This window comes from Candidatus Tenderia electrophaga, from assembly GCA_001447805.1.
Lineage (GTDB): Bacteria > Pseudomonadota > Gammaproteobacteria > Tenderiales > Tenderiaceae > Tenderia > Tenderia electrophaga.
Window position 1 is genome coordinate 2942075 of record CP013099.1, and the last position, 18273, is coordinate 2960347.

The window sequence follows — 18273 nt, forward strand, 5'->3', positions numbered from 1 at the left end:
TTTTATTACACTCATGAATTTGAAATTCTGTCTCTAACATTCTCCCACGTGTCACCTGCGTCCGGGTTTTCTGAATAGCTCGCCAGCCTAGCATCCAGTTCTCTTCTTTGATCATCGGTTAGTGGAAACAGCTTCTCTTCAGATGCAACGCTATCCCACAGATCTTCTGCCAGCAGAATTTTCTCAGAGGGGGTAAGCTCTTGTAATTTCATGAGTTTTCCAACCTTAAAATTAGATATTCACATCTATTTTAGCGGATTCCCGGGCTGGGTACTAAAGGTAATCCGATTGCTTGTAATTTCAAGCACATAACATTCCCCCCCCAGACTGAGGCAATCGCCAGGCACCAGGGTCGGACCACTACTCTTTAACCCAAGGGGGCGATTGCCTGGATGACAGTTGAAGGAGGGATTGTTGGGACCAGCCGCCGGAACTCGGAACCTAGAGCCGGCATTTCGGGGGAAAATTGGGCCTTTAAGGCCTAATCAGAAGCAATATCAATGGGGGTTAATAATACTTTCAGATGGTTATCGTGGTCCGACCCGGTGAAGCGGCCCGATGATTAGGCGGCATTCAGCGGTTTAATGCGGGCTATATCTTTCTTTATTCCCTCCGCGGCGTCCCACAAATCCACAGCCCTCTGCGCGTTAAGCCAGAACTCAGGTGTATTACCAAACAGACGCCCCAACCGGAGCGCCATCTCCGGGCTGATACCGCGCCGCTCGCGTAACAATTCATTAATCGATTGCCGTGACACACCCAGGGCCTCAGCCAAGGTGGAAACGGTAAGCTCATATTCAGGCAGAAAATCCTCACGTAGCATCTCCCCTGGATGGGTCGGCCGACGCTTGATCCTGGTTGTATTCGGAATGCTCATATTACTCACCTCGTTGAATGATAATCGCAGGCTTCAACATCATAAGCATCACCGTCCACGAATCGGAAACAAATGCGCCATTGGTCATTAATCGAGATCGAGTACTGCCCTTTCCGATCGCCTTCCAGCGCATGAAGCCGATTACCGGGCGGAACCTTTAGGTCATCCACCCGCGTGGCCAAGTCCACGTACTCCAACTTACGCCTAGCCCGTTTGGCAACATCCGCTGGAAACCGTTTGGCTTTGCCTGTGAGATACAGCTCCTGCGTGAGTCGATCCGCGAACGTTTTGATCATACATCGAATGTAGTCTGTCACGTTACACGTGTCAACCGTAGAGGCTATACCCGCATTTAAAGGGGACGTTAACCCCCCGTGTCAGAATAGTTATAGTTGCCGGCATGCGTTAAAGCGGGCGGTACCCTTTATCCACCCTTGCTGCCCGCCCCCTTTCAACGGCTATTCGGACGGAAAAATTGAAGTTCCAAGGTTTAATTTAGGTCGACTTATGGCACTTTTCCTAATATATTCTGGCAGTTGCCGTGATCAGGCCCGATGGCAGAATATAATTCCAACATGATAATAATAATTCCAACATGCGCCAGTTGATCGTAACCGGTGGCTATCCCTACTCCACCCATACATTTGTCATCAGGGAAATCGCGGCGTCCATTGCCGCGGGAAATGAAGTCTATGTGCTGGCATCGAACCGCGGTGATAAGGCTGGAGCAACGCTGGCGGCACGACTGGGCATGCCGGACCCGGCCCATTTGCTCTACGGTGACTACGCAAACAGCCGGTTGTTCGCACCGAGCCTATGCCGTTTTGGACGCCGTGTGCGTTCCGCCGCCGACGTCGCCGTGTATGGCCGGCGGCTGGCGGAAAGGCGTAAGACGTTCTTTTGCCATGCCCTATCCAGGCTGCCGCGGCTTGACCTCATTCATGCCAACTTCGCCGGCTGGGCCTTTGAGGTCGGCATGCCCCTAAGTCAAATTCTGGACATCCCCTTGACTATCACGGTGCACAACAATCATGAGCAGTTACGGCGCAGGAGCCTCCATAGTCTACAAGCTCTTCAGCAGCGCGCCGCGGCACTGGCGCTGGTGAGCAGGTCCAGCCAGCGGATCTGGGCGCAAAGAACCGGCAGCGAGCACAGGCTCCGGGTAATCTACAACGGTATAGAGTTATCGGAGTTTCCCGACAGGCAACCCGACACCGCAGACTCAGCCCCCAGACTCATCTCTATCGGCAGGCTCGCCAGGGAAAAGAGCATCGATGAAGGTATAAGAATATTCAGCCGATTGAAACAAAAATTTCATGACTGCATTTACCACATTATCGGCGATGGTCCGGAAAGGGCAGAACTCGAAAGTTTGGCGAATCGGCTCGGCTATAGAGAGTCGATAATATTCCATGGCACGCTCACCCATGAGCAGGTACGAAAACAATTAGCCAATTCGGATATTTTGCTGCATACCGGTGTCGATGAGTCTTTCGGTCTGGTGATTACCGAAGCGATGGCGGCATATAAACCGGTCGTGGCAAGCAATTCAGGCGCGGTGCCCGAACTCATCACTCACGGGGAAACAGGATATCTGTATGAACCGGGCAATGAAGATCGGGCGTTGAACTATCTGACCAGCTTGGCGGCAGACGCGGAAATGAGAAATAAACTCGGCAGACAAGGACACAAAGTAGTCGAGGAAAGGTTTTCTTGGCCGGCGCATATGGAACGCATGGAACAGCTCTGGCTTGATGCCCTAGCAATGAAACCATAAAAAGCAGCACAGCCGAATAACCATACGAATTGGACGGCGCTCCCAATTCTAAAAATACGGAGAAATCAGAGACAGGTGGAATACAGCTCCTGATAAGCGGCCACCATCCCCTCCAGGGTAAACTGCCGCTCAAACCGTTCGCGCCCTGCCCTACCCATTTTCCGGCCAAGTTCGGGATCACTCACAATCTTCAGAAGCGCCGCGACCAGCGCCTCAATATCATCCGAAGGGATCACGACCCCTGAAACGCCGTCCTCCACCACCTCACTGTTACCCCCCACATCGGTGGCGACAATGGGCCTGGCTGCCGCACTGGCCTCCGCCAAGGTCAATGATAAACCTTCACTCTTGGAGCACAGGACAAACAGGTCGAGGGCGCTCAGCAACTCAGGCACATCGGAACGCGCCCCCAAAAAGCGGATCTGCCCGGCCAACTCCAACTCATCGCGCAGGGAATGCAGTTCCTGGCGCAGCGGCCCGTCACCGATAATCAGCAGCACCGCATCCGCACGCTGCTTCGCCAGCCGGGCCATGGCGCGAATCAACAGGGCGTGGTTCTTGATCGGGTCCAACCGGGCCACGATGCCGATCACCGGCTGATCGGGCGTCAGGCCCAGCTCAGATCGAATGGCGTCGACGTCGTAATCCTGCGCGAATCTGGCGGCATCGATACCGTTATGAATAGTGGTGATCTTTGCTGCCGCGATACCTTCTTCCTCCGCCAGATAACGCTTGCCGTAGTCGGCCACCGCCACCACCCGGTCCACCAGCTTGCCTAACACGCGATTCGCCAACCGGGTCTTCCAGCCCGAAGAAAAATCACGCCCGTGCTCGGTATAAACGATACACGGCACTCGGGCCAGTTTCCCCGCCAGTGTGCCGTAAAAGAAGGCGGTGGGATTATGCAGATGCAGGATCTGCGGCCGGGTCCGGCGTATAAAGGCGGCAAGTGTGAAGATGTAGCCTAGATCCACACCCGGCCGGCGCTGCACCAGATGCACGGGAATCCCTCTATCGGCCACCTGCGCCGTGAGGTCGCCCAGGGTATCGAAACAGCAGACCACAGGGCTGAAGCGGCTGCGATCCAGGCGTTGCAGAAAATTGACCACCATCATCTCCAGGCCGCCGATCTCCAGCCCCTGAATAAGGTGAACCACGCGAACGGAATCGGTCAAGAAAGATATCCAAGCTTCTTCAACGTCGGCCCGGCGATCTCCATGGCCTGGGCGATCTCCGCCTCCGGCCAGGATTGGTAGGTACCGGTATTGGGCATGAAACCCTTGGACTCCTCCGCCTTGTAATCCTGCAGACCGTAATCGTGCTGCTGCTTGTAAAACTCCAGCACCTGTGGATCCCACGCCTCGTCCAGAAACTCAAACAGCGGCGGCAGATAGCGCGCCGGCTCGGCGGAATACTCCTCGTATTTAACCCGAAAACACTGCGCCGGGTGGGCCGCCTCGAAGGCCAGCATCTTTTCGCACTGCTCCATCCAATAGCGCAGGTTAGTCAGATGCGGGGCGCCGGGATACTGATCGGCATATTTTTTACCCGGCCCGCGATTGACGTCATTTTCATACATCCTCGACATGGAGTTGGCCACATCGAGGCCGTGACGGTAGAGCATGATGTAGCGGCATTGCTCCCCGAAAATGGCATGCAGAAATTCAATGATGTCTACATAGGATGGTGTTTTATCGAACCAACGTTGCTTGCCCTTGGCCACAGCATAATCATCGAATAGCGCCCCTGCGAAGCGGCGCAGATGGCGCTGCAGGCCTTGATCGTCGACCCCCATTCCCTGCAGCCCTTTGCGATACCATTCGTCGCCGTGGAGTGAGGCCAAGCCATTGAGGAAGTTGGACTCCGGTGGTACGGCGATGTTTGGATGACTGTCGAGGACATAACGTAACAAGGTGGTGCCGGAACGATACACCCCGACAATAAATCCGGGCGGCATCGCCTGACGCGCCGCCCGATCGACTGTTTTAACAATCACTCGCTCACGCACCTGGGGCCCGCCGGCGGCGCCTGAGATTTTTCTTATCACCCGACCCAGTAAACTCATTATTCTAGATTCACACCTTATTATTCCAGACCGCCACACATCTTCGTCAACGGCAGTTCCAGCGGCATCATACCAAATAGCACGCCCCGTGCGGACCGCCGGCCACGCCAACAGCACGCATCCACCTGCCCGATCATGATATATTTGGCGCCGATCCAGCTGTATTTAGTGCCGATTGACTTATATGTTTCCGCCCACAGACCCCCTCAACTGGCTGCTGCTCATCGTCACCCTCTGGCTGGCCCCGCTAGGGCTGATCATCATTTATTTTGCCCCCACCCTGAGGGCCATCTGGCGCGAACCGGTGTTGCGCCATCCCGTGCTGATCGTGGAGAGCGATGATTGGGGCGCCGGCCCGTTGGAACAAACCGAGGCACTGGAGCGGGTTGCCGACATTTTATCGAGTTGCCGCGATCATCGCGGTCAGCCGGCGGTAATGACCCTGGCCGTAATACTCGCCGTTCCAGATGCCGCCGCCATCCGCGCCAGCGGCAAATACCGTCGGCGCGGCCTGGACGATGCGCAATTTGCAGCAGTGCGCGAAGCCATGGAAAACGGCGTCAAACAAGGCGTCTTCGCTGTGCAATTGCACGGCCTTGAGCACTACTGGCCGCCGAGCCTGATGGCCAGCGAGGACGAGACCGTACAACTTTGGCTGACACAGGATACGCCCCAATCCACTGAACAGCTCCCCGCTCATCTGCAAAGCCGCTGGATCGACACCACCACGCTGCCGTCACGCCCCTTGCAGGAACGGGACATTGAAACAGCGGTTGGCGAGGAGATCGAGCTGTATCAGCGCATATTCGGAGATATACCCAAGGTCGTGGTACCGCCCACCTTTATCTGGAGCGACGTGGTGGAAGCCGCCTGGGCGGCGGCGGGCGTGAGATACGTGGTAACACCGGGCCGCAAAATTACCTGTCGCGATGCCGAGGGCAAGCCGGCCTGTTACCAGGGCCGTGTTCACAATCTTGAAACAGGGCGTGGAGTACACTACCTCGTGCGGGACGATTACTTCGAACCCATGCTCGGTCATGCGGCAAGCGAAACGCTGGCGGCCCTGGAAAGAAAAACCGCATTGGCGCGCCCCTGTCTGTTGGAAACCCATCGCGCCAATTTCCTGGGTAAGCGGGAACGTGTCGATCCCGCCCTGCGGGAGCTCGCCGCACTGCTGCAACAAGCGCTGAATCGCTTTCCCGGGCTACGTTTCATCAGTACCGAGGCGCTGGCCGGGGCCATGCTGTCCGGCAACCCGGACTGGCTGGAACACCGACGGGGTCCACGCCTGGCGGTTTTCGCCGAACGCATCACCCACATCCCCCGGCTCGGCAAGCTGAGCCGCTTCATCGGGCTGCATCTAGTGCTAAAATGGGCCGCCACATTCTTCGGGCACCGGGCTTCATAGAACGGCATCGCGCCCGTCGTTGGTAACCACAATTATGAAACAAAACCAAACAACCCCACATGAATAAAAACAGCTTCCCGTGCTTGCTGCTCACCGAAATCTTTCTTCCCACCAGCGGTGGGACAGCGGTACTGTTTGACGGCGATTTTCGCGAATTGGGCGGCAAGGAAGTGCATATCGTCACCGCCGCGGTGCCCGGTGCCCACGAGTTCGATCAGACCCATCCCAACACCATTCACCGCCTGGGCCTGAAACGCCATGCCTGGCTGAGGCCCGAGTCGGCGCTGATGTATATCAAGCTATTTTCCCGCTCTCTCGGCATCGCGCTTACCCGGCCGATTAATGCGGTCTTTGCCGGCCGTGCCCTGCCTGAAGGCATTACCGCCTGGGCCGTGGCCCGGCTGACACGACGCCCCGTCATCATCTACGCCCACGGCGAGGAGCTGACCGGCTGGGGACGGGGCAAAAAATTCAAGGCCATGTGCTTCGCCCTGCGCCACGCCGACTGGGTCATCGCCAACAGCGACTTCACCCATGACACCCTGGCCACGCTGATCAAGGTAAATCCCGAAAAAATCGTCACCCTCTATCCCACCGCCGATGAAGTGCGATTCCGACCCGACTTGCCCTATGAAGACCTGCGCCAGGATATCGGCATCAGCGAGCAACAAAAACTCATCCTCTCGGTGGGACGGCTGCAGCGACGCAAGGGTTTCGATAACGTGATCCGATCGCTGCCGGAGCTGCTCGCCAACGGGATCGATGTCCATTACGCCCTCATCGGCATCGGCGAAGACCACGACTACCTGATCGAACTGGCCGCTGAATACGGCGTGGCGGAGCGCATTCATTTTCTCGGCCATGTAAGCTACGAAGACTTACCGCGCTGGTACAACGCCTGCGACGTGTTCGCCATGCCCAATCGGGACATCGACGGCGACACCGAAGGCTTTGGCCTGGTCTATCTGGAGGCGGCGGCCAGCTGCAAACCTTCGATTACCGGGAATAGCGGAGGCACGGGATCTGCAGTGGCCCACGGCGAGACGGGGCTGCGGGTGAACGGCGACAGCGTGGACGAGATCGCCGCAGCGTTGATTAGCTACTTAATCGATCCCGCGCTGGCGGCATCAACCGGAACAAAGGGCCGGGATCGCGTGCTGGAAAAGTTTACTCAAGAACGGCGTGCCCAGAACCTGCGTAGGCTTATCGGCGCAAGCTCGCCATAAGCATCACTTAGCGAACGACCATATAAGCATATGAAATCGAGATTCATCTCCAGGCTGGTGAACTCCGTTTCTTTGGGCCGACTGAAATTCGGTTGGTACGACAATGCGTTTTGTAGCGACGCAAATGCCATATTCAGCGGCGGTAGCCCGCGCAGCGGCACCACCCTGCTCTATTCCCTGCTCAATGCACACGACAATATCTTTATGGCATTGGAAACCGGTCTGATGTCCGGCAACCGAAATCTTAGCCGTATTCACGGCAGAACGAATCTATCTGTGCCGGAGTTAAGCGAACTGTATCGCCGCTCGCGCTGCTATCCGGAATTTTCAGAGAAGGTCTTGTCCGGGCTTGCTGTGGACGCCGGCAAACAACGATGGGGTGACAAGTCGCCCGTCAACGTGACCTTGATAGAAAACATATTCCGCTATTTTCCGAAGTCCCGGTTCATACATATTGTCAGAGATGGTCGCGACGCCGTTTGCTCCATCCGCAATCACCCGCCGTCATTCGGCAATAGGTATAACATCAATCCCTGGGACAAATCGGTGCAGCTATGGGAATCGTGGACGAGGCAAGGGATAGCATGGCGGGACGACCCACGCTATTACGAGATAAAATACGAGGCGCTGGTCAACAACCCCCAACAGGCCCTGATAGAGCTGTTCCAATGGTTAGGCGAACCCTGGCAGGACAACATCTTGACCAAGGCTAAGTCCACAAAAGTCTCTTCTCATCTCGGCGTTTCAAAACCCATCAATCGTGATTCCTATGGAGCCTGGCAGGCAAAATTACCTCAAGAGGCCAGGGCGCTATTCTATGGATCGGCCAACGAACTGTTGGTCAGCCTGGGCTATACTGAGGATGACGCATGGATTGGCGACAAGCCGGTAGATCTATAGAACCAGGCCATCTAATCAGAGAAAACTTTTTTTCTGTTATTCCTGTCAATCCACCAAGCATACCCCAGCCAAATTCCGTAGACCGACAGAACAGACATTATCGGCATGGCGGGAAGCCGGTACCGGAATATCACATAGCTGGCCGCATGGATCGCGCAATACAGTAATACAGTTGCATACAGAATGAGATGTGACCGCTCCAGTTTCCTAAAAAACAACAGCGGCAGCAGGGCAGTGGTCAGAATAAACAGATAATAAACAAGCCAGACGGAACGCACGGCCGACTCCAGGCTCGACTGATCACCGAATTTTCCTGTATGAAAGGGCGGCATCCAGAAATACGCCACCTTGCTGAGCGAGCGCCATGCCGTTTGAACTGGGTTTTCGAACATGTAATCCAGGGCCTTGTCCTGAAGGATTGCCATGGACTCAAGCTGTCCTTTCTCGCGGCGCAGGGCATACCACTCAGCCCCCATCGGCGTGTCTTGAATCCCGACAAAGCCAGCCGAGGAATTGGCGTTGTTGCCCAGATAAAGATTAAAACTACCGTTGGTATTGAGCACCGGCTGGCCGAGTTCCGAATATGTATAGGCCAACCAAGGTGTCAAGGCGATCGCACAGCCGAGAATACAACCCAGGGCCGGCGCCCAACGCAACCCGGACAATGACGGCTTGCGGAGATTGAAACCGATCACCACCACACCGATCAATACCCCGGTTAGTATGGTCGCCGGGCCTACCATCAATTCCATACCGAATATAAGCCCGAGGGTCAGCGCCGCAAACAAACCGGGGCGGCGTGAGTAGCGCAGCAGAATCACTGTCTGAAGCAAAAGCAGTGGCACCATCAGGTTTTCTTTTGCCACATATTCGGTATACAAAACGGCCGGCGGATAAACGGCCCACAACAGGGCCGCGGCGGCCGCCCACTTCCAATTCGGTAGCGCTTCCCTGCCGCAAAGGTATACCAGCAACACACTGACAACGCCCAGGACCGCGTTTACGAAACCGACCACTTCCACGCCAGCACCGAAGAGCGCGAAAAAAGGAACGAGAAACAAGGGATATCCGGCGCTATAAAAGGCGACGTTACCCATCCCGTCGCTCATGTGTCCCGTAGCCAGCATGGAGGTCGCCATTCTCATGTAGATGGCGTAATCCGACACCGGCGCGATGTCCAACACCATGACGGCAGCGAGCCTGATCGCTGCCGACAATAGCAATATCGTCAGCAAGACGCCGGCCTTGGTCATATTGGCGGACACAGCAAGCCTCATCCGCTACGCGCTGCGTCCCACCAGGACACAACCGATCGCAATCAGTATGGTTCCGGCAATGCGCGCAGGCGTAATCGTTTCGTTAAGAAGAAAGGCGCCGAAGGCCATGGTGACAAGAAAACTGATGCCCACGAACGGGTAGGCGATGGAAAGATCGACTTTCGACAGGACCCAGAGCCACATCCCCACGCTCAGCCCGTAAATCAACAGGCCGAGCCATATCAGAGGGGACAACGCCACCGCCACCAATGCATCCATAAGACCGCCCTCAAGGGCGGACTGCACGTGGCTCCTCATCACACCGAGCTTCAGGGCCAATTGCGCGCATGCGGACAAAGTTACCGTCAGCAGTATCAGGCCTAAAATAAGATATGTCATATCGATCCCCACTCAGAATTAAACATATCGAGCCAACAGCACGACCGCAACGAATGCCGCGCCGACCATTTGGCTCACCCGGTCCTTGATCGCAAACACCACCGGGTCCTCAAATATCTTCCCCCTGCGCGCCCCAATCCAAATACGATTCCCCCAATACAGCATCAGCAGGCATAGACCCCATAACAATTCGGGAGTCCTGTACAGCACGGCCACTTCATCACTGTTGATATACAATGCCAATATCACCACGGAGGCGGTGATAGTCGAGGCGCCGAGGCTGAACATGGTCTCGGTGTCCGCCGCTGAGTAGCCCCGCCCATGCGCCTTTTCGTCGGTCTCGGACAGGGCGGACACCTCAATGTAGCGTTTGAGATAAGCCAGGCTGACGAATACGAAGACCGAAAAGGCCATCAACCACGAAGAGAGTTCGATATTCACCGCCTCGGAGCCCGCCACCACACGCAAGGTGTACAACACCGCCAGGGTCATCACATCCGCGGTCGATATCCGTTTCAGGAAAAACGAATAGGCGTTCGTCAATAGATAGTAAACCAGCAACACAGCGACGAAAGACAAGGGCAGGAATAACAAGGCGATGATAAACGCCGCCAGGGGCAGACCGCCGGCCCCGACAATCCCGATGGTCAGGGGCAGCTCGCCCGAGGCCAGCGGCCTGTTGCGCTTAGTGAGGTGACGACGATCCGCCTCCAGATCCAACATGTCGTTCAGAAAATAGACGCCTGAGGCACAGATACCGAAACATAGAAAGGCCAGCGCCGCCGACATCAACATCGGAACATCTATATAGGCATGCGAGGTGAACATGGGGACAAACACCAGAAGATTCTTAGCCCACTGATGAATGCGCATTTCCTTGAGCAAGGCCTGACCAAGTGAGTGGGGAGAGGTGATGACTTTCTCGGCCTTACCCTGGCGCCTGGCACGCTCAACATCGCTGCGCGGCGCGTTTACTAGAATATTCGAGCAGGACTCCGCCCAAATCGGACGATCTGCAATGCTATCCCCTGCATAAGCGAAACCCTCTCCATCCGCCTCTCGCAGGATCGCCGCCAGCTTTTTAATTCCTTTGAGGTTGAGCTCCACATCCGAGGCGATGACCCTATCGAACAATCCAAGATATTCGGCCACCTGATGTGCATAGCGCTGATTTGAGGCCGTGGCCAGGACAATCTTCCTGCCTTGATTCTTCTGTTCCCAAAGATAATCGATCAACTGATTTTCAAAGGGAAGATAATCCATGTCGAGGTCGACCAGGCGCGCCACGCGGTCTTTGACATAGGATCGACCCTGCAATATCCAGATGAGCAAGGAAAACATCCGCAACGGATTCGCCTTGACCAGCTTAAGTACGCTTTCGACAAACAGGTCCGTACGCACCAGTGTTCGATCAAGATCTACGAATATATATTTTACTTCACTCTGCATACCAGACACCTTCAGCGCCGAAGAAAACACCGCTAAACATCGTTCTCACCCAATCCATCCAGCCTGCCGAACGTAGACATCCCACGACGTCTCGCCATGAATCTGAGACTCTAATCGTGCATCCAACACTCGAGTTTCGACTTGAGCCGAGCGGCGATCTCCGGATTCCGGTCGATGACATTGTGCCGGCATGCCGGATCCTCACGAATATTAAATAACTGGTAAATCGACCCATCTTCAAGAGGCTGATATGTCAACTTCCACTCCCCCAGCCTGACCATACGGTCCTTGGCCGCCACCACGATGTCTTGAAACTCCGGCTTCAATGAAATCATTCCCGACGCCTTGTCCGGCACCTCCAGCAATTCAGGCAAGCTGGGATAACGCAAATGTCCGTCCGGCGTGCCCGGCAGGTCGGTGAGCCAGACGCCGGTTTCGTAGAATGCAGGCAGGTCCTCATCCGCCGGTTCACCATGCATGAATCGCGCGAGCGACACCCCCTCCATCCCCCCGTCACGCGGCGCACCGATCAAATCCAACAGTGTCGGAGCCAAGTCCACCGTCCGCACCACACTGGACACGGTCTGTTGCTGCCGGTTGCGTGGATCAGCAATAATCAAGGGCACCCGCGCAGAAAAATCACCAATGGCCGAATTCCCCTGCCCCCAGGTCTCATGCTCGAAAAACTCCATGCCGTGATCGCTGAAAATCACCACCACGGTATTATCAGACAGCCCGGAGTCTTCCAAATAATCCAAGATACGCTTCAATTCATCATCGAAATTCTTCACGCAGCCGTCATATAGGTTAATAATCTGATCCAGGTCGAATTCGGTCTTCGGCTCGCCCTGCCGGCGGATGATCTCGAACGGATCGCGCAACCTGGCCATGGCGAACTTGGATTCACCACGATACTCGCGATCGGCGTACATTGTGTAATAGGGATACTTGGATGCAAACGGAGGATGCGTCGTCGCCATGAACGACATCAGAAAAAACGGCTCATCCCGTTGCGCCAAACGCGCAATCATACGTCGCGTGTCACGCCCGACCTCCTCGGTCAGAGGATGTCCACCCAAATAATAGATTTCAGGCAACAACATCTTGCCGAATAGATTCTGCGTAAACAAAGATAGAAATAGACGTATGTCCTTAGGCCCCTGCCGCAACAGGTATTTAATATTCCATTGGTCATGGGGCATCTCGGTATATTCGAAGCCGAAGTCGAGTTTGTTCAAATCGGAAATGGCCCAGTCCCCGACCGCTGCGGTGCGATAGCCCTGGCGCCTGAGAATATCGGGTAGCGCGGCGACCGGCAGATGGGTATCGGCGGGCGAGAGGAAATTGTCGCGCACGCCGTGGGTGTGGGGCCAAGTACCCGTGAGCATCGAGGCCAGGCTGGGGGCCGTGCGCGCGCAGGGCACATAGCAATCGGTAAAGCGGGTAGCGCGGCCGGCCAGCGCCTCCAAGGTCGGGGTGAGTTCGCGCGGATACCCCATACCGTTTACACGGTCGGCACGCAGGGTATCGGCGCCGATCATAATGATATTGGGACGGCTCCGGTCACCACGCGCCTTGACTGGCCGCGGCTCACGCTGCCAGGCGGACAACGACATAACGATGATATAGGCCAGGGAGATGCACAGTATGAGGCCAAAGCCGAGCCAGTCCGCTGCGCCGGCCAAGCTCACCAGTGCGGCCCCGAGCCAAGCGGCGGTTGCGCCCCAAAGCACGATATCCAGGGCCCTGAGACGCGCCGGTGTCAATTGTTCCCACAGGGCATAGAAGTGCGTCATGGAATAATGGGAGGACGAAGCGATCAAGCCCGGCGAATAGAGTAGCTTACGCAGAAATTGACGCCCGCTCAGAACAAGCAGGGAAGACGAAGCGGCGACTATAGCGACGGTAATATCAAAATCATAGCCCAACAGGGCCATACCGCCCACATAAAGGATGCTCCCGACAAAGGCCATCAGAGTGGAAATCAGGAAGGCGTAAAATGTAAGCCGCCCCAGGGCGTAAGCCAAGTAAAGCCGGTAGTGCGATAATACGCCTTCGGCAATCTGGGGACCTGTTCGAGCGAAATCACGGAGTGATTTAGCCAGCATCAACAAGGTAATGACTGCACCAACGAGCAGGCTCACGCCGAACCCTTCGGCCAACGACTGCAGAATGAGACGATCGGTATCGGTCATAGGCACACCTGACCTTGCATCAACACCGGCCCCTCATTGGATGTTGTGTCAGTCATCACCCCTATCATGTCGATTCCAACATGTTTGAGAAACGGCGCGTGGGTGAAACGCTTTTTCATAAGCGACGCCCCAGCAGCATGTCTCTGGCCAGTCCCAGACAAAGCCTGCCGCGCCCCAAGGGCGACAAAGCAAAGGCACGCAAGACGTCTGCCAGCGCCGTACTGCGCTGACCCGCCCGGTAGGCCCCTTTGGCGTAATCGGCATAGACGCCCGCCAGGCTGGAGCGCCAAAAACTCCCCTGCCGCTCCGGCGACAGCAGGACGCGGTTCTTTTTGATCGACTGCAAGGCCGATTCGCGCATGGCCGCCAGATTGCGGCTGACACTCTGTTCGCGCCGCAGGATCACCACCAGCGGCTCGGCAATGCAGGCATAACCGGACACGGCGGCCAGCCTGATCCAAAGATCGGGGTCTTCGAAACCGCGCAGACGTTCATCGAACAGCCCCACCTGCTCGAACAAGGCCTTGCGTGCCATGACCGCCGAGCAGCCGCCGGCAATGGCCGCGTTTTCGCTGAAAAGCGTCTCCAACACATTCACCGTATCCAGCGGCGGGCAATGCCAGTCGTTGACGAATTCGCCCTGCGGATTTTCGACCCGTGCGGCCGTGGAACAAAAGCCGACCTCGGGGCGCGCCTGCATCAACTCGACCTGCCGGGCGAGCTTGTTCGGCAGCCACCAGTCGTCGGCGTCAAGAAACGCCACGTACTCCCCGCGCGCGGCACGGATACCCGCGTTACGCGCTGCAGACATGCCGGCATTGTCCTGTTCGATCACCTTTATCGTGTCGCCGTAGCGCTGGAGCACCTGCCGGGTATCATCCGTGCTGCCGTCGTTGACGACGATGAGCTCGAATCCACGCAGGCTTTGGGCGAGCACACTGTCGATGGCGCGAGCGACACACCAGGCCACGTTATAGGCCGGCATGACAATACTAACGACCGGGTTATTATCAGTCATCGGCATACCCCAACTCGGTCATTAACGGTTGGATCGTTGGCAGAATACGCTCGATGGCCTCCGGATTATGCGCCTTCCACTTTTGCCGTTTAGGCGTACCCTTGACGATACTGGTGGGCCGGCGGCTGAGGTTGGCGCAACGCGTCTCCAGGCTTTCATCAAAGGGGATACCCAGACGCTCAAAGACGGGCCGGAACATCTCCACCGGCCGCTCGAAAATATCCTCGTAACGCAGCTGTATCCACTGCGCCGACGGAATGAACTGTTTGGCCTCCAGGGCCATGCGGTTGGCGGTCTGCCACTGATAGGCGCAGACCTCCTCCAAGGAAGCACGATTGTAGTCGCGCCATCCGGGCGGTAGAAAGAATGACCAGTCGCTAAACTCAGCGTCGTTTATCGCCACGGTTTCGGGGCAGGGTCCAAGAAACTGGGACAGACGAAAATGACCGTCGTGGCGCCAGCCGTCCATCATGGAGCTGATATTGTCCCGGCCGTCGCGATGGATGTAGATGAACGTCGCCCGGGGAAACAGCTTATACAGATAAGGCAGACGCATGACATTGATACAGGTCTTGTCCAACACCCTGCCCCGTCCCAGACGCTGATAGAAATAGCACAGCGCGGCATCGCGATGGCCCGGCTTAGCATCGTCGGCGTAAGCCGCCTCGGAATGCCAACCGTTCAAGTGCGGACCCCAAAGACCGTTCCAAAAGCTGGGAATCTCATAGCCCAGAGAACGCAACTGGGGTGCGGCGGCGATGGTCTCATACGTAACGGTGGTACCGGAACGGGAACAGCCCACCACAAATACGGGATCGGGCATGGCGGGCCGTGTCAGCCGCCACCACCAACCGCGCACCGTGTACCTGGCCTGACGCAGGTTCTTGGCCCGGATCTCCGGGTCCAGCAGTTTGTGAATGTTGCGCAACTTCGCCATGCTCAATGTTTCCCCGAACCCGTCAGCGAGTGAGCCTGCAGCCTGTCCTTGTGACGCAGGTGATAACCGCGGCATTCGCCCATGGCCGCCGCCAGACGCACCAAATAAAAGCGACGATGCTGCGCCTTGATCGCTGTCAGCACCCACAACAGATAACCGGCGACCTTGCGGTACATGAACGCGGGCACGCGCCCCCCCGAGGTGCTGTTGTCCTCAGACAGGCGTACATTGGACGCCGAGCGGATATAGGCCTTTTTAATGAGATAGGCGAGCGCGAGACGCTCGCCATCGACATAATGATATTGCACGACATCGGGCACATACTGCAGTCGCGCCCCCAGATGCAAGGCACGGCGGACCCATTCCAAATCCTCCGCCCCGCCCAGGTTATGACCGACCGGGCCGAACTCGGTGGAAAACCCGCCGACGCGCTCGCACCACTCGCGCCGCAAGAACAAATTACCGCCCCCCGGAATGGCACTGTCGAGCGCGAGCGGCTTGGGCGTATCACCCTGGTCGAAGCGGGGGACAGGCAGCGGGTAGATTCGGTACGGGCCTTTGTCGTGCACCCAGGCGGGCTCAGAGCCGTCCCAGTCGGGCAGGATACGGCCGCAAAACAGGTCCGCATCGGGATATGCTTCCGCGGCGCGGCAAAGATTTACCAGGTACGCACTGTCCACCCGGTGGTCATCATCAACAAAGGCCACCAGATCCGATCGAATCCGTGGAATAGCGCTGTTCAGGGCGTGGGATTTACCGGGGGTGGGCTCCTCGAACCAGTCCAGGGCCAAGGCATCCGGTTTTATCTGTTTAAAATTTTCAAGCCGGATGACAGTCTCGTCGCTGCAGGCGTTGGCCGCCACCAGGACGCCCACCTGCCACCCTTTGGGTCGCTGTGCTGAATTCAAAAACTCCAAAGTGCGCAACAACAGGTCAACACGATTATGCGTGCAGATTAGAATCGTGAGTGAGTTTGGACCGTTGATCATTACCGAAGCATCAAGGTCAAACAAAGCAAATCAAAATCGGTTTTACTGAAGAAGTCATTTCATCGCGCTTCTTGGTAAGCTTTACGGTACCCCTTCATGGTGCCGAGAAAATGCCCTACCGTCATTAACTGGCGAAAGGCGCGGTGTGGTCCTCTGGTAGCGAGCTGCCACAGATATTTACCGCCCGCACGGGCGAATTGGGGATATAAAAACAACGGCACGGCGAACAGCCGTCGCCCAAACTGCTTTTCATCGTAATAGGCCTTCTGAAAACCGGCATTGTAATGAATGGTGAGAAAATATTTGCGTTCAAGCTGGTGCGGCAATATCTGGTGGTAAACGATTGCCTTTGGCTGGTAAAAGATACGCGCATCATCGGTAGCGGCTAGACGATGAAAATAATCGGTTTCCGCCCCTTTAAACAATTCGCCGCGTTTGCGCCCTTGCCCCTTGCGTCCAACCTTGGGGTTAAAAAGCCCGATCTTATCCACCACTCGGCGGTTGAATGACATGTTGCCGCCGTAAGGATATTGGACCACGCCGTCCATCCTGAACGGTTCCTCGCCATAATCCTGATAGCCGAGGAATCCCCATACCTCGGGTGTCACCCACGGTGGAAGCTTGATGTCGGGATCCAGATGGATACGTCCGCCGACCGCATCGGCATCATTCTGCTCCAGCGCCTCATAGAGCGCGGCAAGCCAGTCGGACTTCACCAGAATATCATCGTCCACATAACAAAAATATTTGCCGCCCGAATCATTCACGCCGTGATTGCGGGCGTTGTTGAGACCTTGCTCGGCTTCGAAGCTATAGCGTATACGAATCGGCAGCGTCTCAGCCAAACGCTCCACGACCTGGCGGGTATCATCACTGGAGTTGTTATCCACGACCAACACCTCCCAATCCAGGCCTTCCACGCCCTCCTGGCGGGCCAGGTGGTCAAGGCAGACGGGCAGATTGCCACTGCGATTGTAAGTGCAAATAATGACTGTAAAATCCATGCCTATCCCCTCCGCCCCAAACGACTCAACACCCTGCCGGAGTAATATTGCAGCGGCAGATACCAGGCGGCGTCATTGGTACCGAACTTCAGCTTTTGCCGGAAATGTTTGAGCCTGTCGCTGCCAAACACCTCTATCCGGCGCAATAAAAATCGATCCGTGGTCGCATTATTGAAGCCGGAGCGGGTGGAACAGGCACTGGCGTAACCGGCCCGCTCGACCGTGTCCCGGGTCGCCTGATTGTAAAGCCCGTATGGATAGGCGAAATGACGCACCGGCTTTGCCAGCAGCTCTTCAAGCGACGTCTTGCTGTCGCCGATCTCGCGCCGCATCTGCTCGTCGCCGGTCTCGGGCAGACGCACGTGGTTGAGGGTGTGACTGCCGATTTCAATACCGGCAGCGTCCATTTCGCGAATCTGACCGGCATCCATCAAGCGTCTTTTTGGCATGCCACGGCTGTGCATCCAGTCATTGTCACCACCAATCCGGTTGGCCACAATATACATGGTCGCGGGAATCCGATATTTTTCCAGCACCGGCATGGCGTGCTCGAAGGTACTGGCAAAGCCGTCGTCAAAACTCACCGCCACGGCATTGGGCGGGAGCGGTATTTTTCCGGTTTGCGCCTCCAGAATCCGGTCGAGCGAGACCGGTTGGCAGCGCTCGCTGAGCCAGGCCATCTGCTCGGCGAAACGCTCGGGCAAACAACAATACTTGGCCTCCTGCCCGGAACAGCCCGTATCGAGGATGTGATACATGAGAATTGTGGCGCG

Annotated in this window: 17 protein-coding genes; 4 read left to right on the forward strand and 13 right to left on the reverse strand. The window is 56.4% G+C overall.

The window, feature by feature from the left end; all coding sequences use genetic code 11:
• Positions 1-562 precede the first annotated feature (562 nt).
• Entirely contained in the window at positions 563-877 is a 315-nt protein-coding gene (locus Tel_13485; GenBank protein ALP54061.1) for an XRE family transcriptional regulator, read from the reverse strand.
• Between the two features lie 5 nt (positions 878-882).
• Positions 883-1173, reverse strand: a complete 291-nt coding sequence (locus tag Tel_13490; GenBank protein ID ALP54879.1) for a plasmid maintenance system killer — start codon at positions 1171-1173, stop codon at positions 883-885.
• A gap of 299 nt (positions 1174-1472) precedes the next feature.
• Here Tel_13490 and Tel_13495 point away from each other — a divergent pair, with 299 nt between their 5' ends.
• The gene (locus Tel_13495; GenBank protein ID ALP54062.1) at positions 1473-2654 is read left to right on the forward strand and encodes a hypothetical protein; all 1182 of its coding nucleotides are present in this window, start codon (positions 1473-1475) and stop codon (positions 2652-2654) included.
• A gap of 65 nt (positions 2655-2719) precedes the next feature.
• Here Tel_13495 and Tel_13500 read toward each other — a convergent pair whose 3' ends face one another.
• Together Tel_13500 and Tel_13505 are read right to left on the reverse strand one after the other, a co-directional pair.
• The gene (locus Tel_13500; protein ID ALP54063.1) at positions 2720-3829 is read right to left on the reverse strand and encodes a hypothetical protein; all 1110 of its coding nucleotides are present in this window, start codon (positions 3827-3829) and stop codon (positions 2720-2722) included.
• Positions 3826-4611, reverse strand: a complete 786-nt coding sequence (locus tag Tel_13505) for a hypothetical protein (GenBank protein ID ALP54064.1) — start codon at positions 4609-4611, stop codon at positions 3826-3828. Before Tel_13505 ends, Tel_13500 begins: the two co-directional genes overlap by 4 nt.
• A 292-nt stretch (positions 4612-4903) precedes the next feature.
• Here Tel_13505 and Tel_13510 point away from each other — a divergent pair, with 292 nt between their 5' ends.
• The 3 genes from Tel_13510 to Tel_13520 are packed head-to-tail and all read left to right on the forward strand — an operon-like array spanning position 4904 to position 8253.
• Positions 4904-6127 (forward strand): hypothetical protein, encoded by a 1224-nt coding sequence (locus Tel_13510; GenBank protein ALP54065.1) that lies wholly within the window; start codon positions 4904-4906, stop codon positions 6125-6127.
• A gap of 59 nt (positions 6128-6186) precedes the next feature.
• Entirely contained in the window at positions 6187-7353 is a 1167-nt protein-coding gene (locus Tel_13515) for a glycosyl transferase (protein ALP54066.1), read from the forward strand.
• A 30-nt stretch (positions 7354-7383) separates the two neighbouring features.
• Positions 7384-8253 (forward strand): hypothetical protein, encoded by an 870-nt coding sequence (locus tag Tel_13520; GenBank protein ID ALP54067.1) that lies wholly within the window; start codon positions 7384-7386, stop codon positions 8251-8253.
• Positions 8254-8264: 11 nt separating this feature from the next.
• Here the strand turns inward: Tel_13520 and Tel_13525 are convergent, their stop codons facing one another.
• The 9 genes from Tel_13525 to Tel_13565 all read right to left on the reverse strand — a co-directional run bounded on the left by Tel_13525 (position 8265) and on the right by Tel_13565 (position 18258).
• A complete protein-coding gene (locus tag Tel_13525) occupies positions 8265-9530 on the reverse strand; it encodes a hypothetical protein (GenBank protein ALP54068.1) in 1266 nt (421 codons plus the stop codon).
• A gap of 3 nt (positions 9531-9533) precedes the next feature.
• Entirely contained in the window at positions 9534-9908 is a 375-nt protein-coding gene (locus Tel_13530) for a hypothetical protein (GenBank protein ID ALP54069.1), read from the reverse strand.
• Between the two features lie 18 nt (positions 9909-9926).
• A complete protein-coding gene (locus Tel_13535) occupies positions 9927-11357 on the reverse strand; it encodes a hypothetical protein (protein ALP54070.1) in 1431 nt (476 codons plus the stop codon).
• Positions 11358-11467: 110 nt separating this feature from the next.
• On the reverse strand, positions 11468-13552 hold the full coding sequence (locus Tel_13540; GenBank protein ALP54071.1) for a hypothetical protein: 2085 nt from the start codon (positions 13550-13552) through the stop codon (positions 11468-11470).
• 115 nt (positions 13553-13667) lie between these two features.
• The gene (locus Tel_13545) at positions 13668-14570 is read right to left on the reverse strand and encodes a glycosyl transferase family 2 (GenBank protein ID ALP54072.1); all 903 of its coding nucleotides are present in this window, start codon (positions 14568-14570) and stop codon (positions 13668-13670) included.
• Complete coding sequence (locus Tel_13550; GenBank protein ID ALP54073.1) at positions 14563-15507, reverse strand: sulfotransferase; 945 nt, start codon at positions 15505-15507, stop codon at positions 14563-14565. The genes Tel_13545 and Tel_13550 overlap by 8 nt, the downstream gene beginning before the upstream one ends.
• Positions 15508-15509: 2 nt before the next feature.
• Complete coding sequence (locus Tel_13555; protein ID ALP54074.1) at positions 15510-16496, reverse strand: glycosyl transferase family 2; 987 nt, start codon at positions 16494-16496, stop codon at positions 15510-15512.
• A gap of 59 nt (positions 16497-16555) precedes the next feature.
• Complete coding sequence (locus tag Tel_13560; GenBank protein ALP54075.1) at positions 16556-17500, reverse strand: hypothetical protein; 945 nt, start codon at positions 17498-17500, stop codon at positions 16556-16558.
• Positions 17501-17502: 2 nt separating this feature from the next.
• Complete coding sequence (locus tag Tel_13565; protein ALP54076.1) at positions 17503-18258, reverse strand: hypothetical protein; 756 nt, start codon at positions 18256-18258, stop codon at positions 17503-17505.
• Positions 18259-18273 lie beyond the last annotated feature (15 nt).